We start from the raw sequence: 2,363 nt of genomic DNA on the forward strand, positions 1-2,363 counted from the left end.
CTTCGTGCCTTCCGCTTCAATCAACTGGTTTAAAATCAACATATTCGTTAGTAGAGCCTTTTGAATATAAAAAAAGGACTGTCTGTTGACAGCCTCTTAGTGAGTTCCTGCAGGATATCCTGAATGAATAAGGGTCATGACCGTGAACCATCCAAATACGGCAAATGAAGCAATTCCCCAAAATGCCCCTAGCAAATTTTTACTTTTTAGCGCAGTAAATCCGCCATATGCCGCCATTAAGGTGACAAGTGCAAAAATGATAACCAATCCCATGAAACATCCCCCTTTACATAAATAAACGGCTTTAGCTCAAACTTGATAGATAGTTATGTAAGTATATTATATACATTCCTTTCCTATTTTATATTTTTTTGGTCCATTTGTCGAGGGTTTATAGACTGCAATGTAGTGAATGACAGAATCTTTTTATATCATGGTTCTTTAGTGTAAAATAGGATTAATGAACAGAAATTATGGAGGTAACAAAATGAAGTGGCAGCAAATCCCTTTAGGTAGTATTCAAACAAATTGTTATATTGTTGAAAATCCAGACCGTTCCTGTTTAATTATTGATCCGGGCGGTGATGGTAAAAAGCTGATGAACCTGTTAAATCAGCGTGGGTTAAAACCATTGGCTATTCTTTTAACTCATGCCCATTTTGACCATATAGGCGCAGTCGATGAAGTAAGGGCTACTTTTAAAGTTCCTGTTTATCTTCATAAACAAGAGGAAAAATGGCTTGGTGATCCTGCATTAAATGGTTCGCAATTTTTTCCATTAATAGAAACAGTCAGAATAAAACCGGCAGAACAGCTAATCAATCAAGAAGGAACGATGAAAATCGGGGAGTTTGAATTTGAAGTGTATCATACTCCTGGGCATTCACCGGGAAGTGTTTCTTTTTACTTTGCCAAAGAAGGAGTTGTGATTTCAGGGGATGCCTTATTCCAAGGGAGCATTGGTCGAACAGACCTTGCTGGAGGCAACCAGACACAGTTGTTAAAAAGTATTCATGAAAAACTCTTAACCTTACCTGAAGAAACTTATGTATTGTCAGGGCATGGCCCAGTGACAACCATAGCTGATGAAATGGACAGCAACCCTTTTTTAAATGGATTTTAAATAGGTGAAAGACCCTTCTCGGGCGGGAGAAGGGTCTTTCTGGGGATGTTTTATTCATATAATGGGAGGGGATATTGTTAAGCTACTAAATTAACAATATTATAAAGTTTCCACTATGTCAATAGTGTTAATTATAAAGGAGTTATAAATGTTAACTTATTTACGCGAACTTATTTCAAACTCACCCAACCAACTGATTACTTACGCTGATTTTATGAGTGAAGCACTATATCATCCAGAATATGGTTACTATATGAAGGAAAGACAAAAAATTGGGCGGCAAGGAGATTTTATTACAACAAGCAATATTTCAGATGTATATGGAAGGTTAGTGGCAAAATGGGTGGCTAGCCTTCATAAAATGTACGGCCTGCCTGCAGCTTTTTGTGAAATTGGCGGCGGAAATGGCCGATTCTCCCAAGCCTTTTTGCAGGAGTGGTCTGATACCATAAAAACACCACTTAAATACTTTATGGTTGAATCAAGCCCATTTCATCGAGCGCTGCAGCAAAATAAGCTTCAAGACTTTCCCTCGTTTGTTCAAGTGGATCGTCTAAGTGAGATTAACAATTTTGAAGGAATCATTTTTTCAAATGAACTGTTTGATGCCTTGCCAGTCCATGTCATTGAAAAAAGAAATGGCGAATTAGTTGAAATCATGGTTGGTTTGGATCAGGAACAATTATATGAGCGACCGGTTCCATTGACCAATCCGGCTATTTATTCCTTCTTACAAGAAGGGAAATGGGAACTTAAAGAAAGCCAGCGCATCGAGATTCCCTTGGCAATGGATGATATGATTAAAAACATCTCCGCCACCTTAAATAAGGGTTTTGTAGTGTCTGTGGATTATGGATATACCAATAAGGAATGGATGGATCCTAGACGATTAAAGGGAAGTCTGAGAGGCTATTATCAGCACCGAATGGTAGACAATGTTTTAATAAATCCTGGTGAAATGGATATTACTTCGCATATTCATTTGGATTATCTGATCCAAAATGGGACGCAGGTTGGGCTACAATTTGTTTCTAAGTATGGGCAGGATGAATTCTTACTGAATGCGGGAATCCTTAAGGAGCTAGAAGACCATTATGACCCTAATCCATTTTCAGAGCAGAGCAAGCGCAATCGAGCAATCAGAAGCTTGATTATGCCAGGGGGAATGAGTGCGGCCTTTCAGATTATCGTTCAACAAAAGAATCTTAAGGTTGATGAAATATTTTAAAGGTTTTGTTTA

General features: G+C 38.2%; 3 protein-coding genes. 2 read left to right on the plus strand and 1 reads right to left on the minus strand.

The genetic code is table 11. The features are described from left to right. Positions 1-96 precede the first annotated feature (96 nt). On the minus strand, positions 97-273 hold the full coding sequence (locus V7083_RS17310) for a DUF2759 domain-containing protein (protein WP_335480156.1): 177 nt from the start codon (positions 271-273) through the stop codon (positions 97-99). Positions 274-487: 214 nt separating this feature from the next. On the opposite strand from V7083_RS17310, the gene V7083_RS17315 reads away from it, so the two are divergent. Beyond that, complete coding sequence (locus V7083_RS17315) at positions 488-1,123, plus strand: MBL fold metallo-hydrolase (RefSeq protein ID WP_335480157.1); 636 nt, start codon at positions 488-490, stop codon at positions 1,121-1,123. Positions 1,124-1,271: 148 nt separating this feature from the next. Then, positions 1,272-2,351 (plus strand): class I SAM-dependent methyltransferase, encoded by a 1,080-nt coding sequence (locus tag V7083_RS17320; RefSeq protein WP_335480159.1) that lies wholly within the window; start codon positions 1,272-1,274, stop codon positions 2,349-2,351. Positions 2,352-2,363 lie beyond the last annotated feature (12 nt).

This window comes from Bacillus sp. JJ1764 (genome assembly GCF_036962145.1).
Taxonomy (GTDB): domain Bacteria; phylum Bacillota; class Bacilli; order Bacillales; family Cytobacillaceae; genus Neobacillus.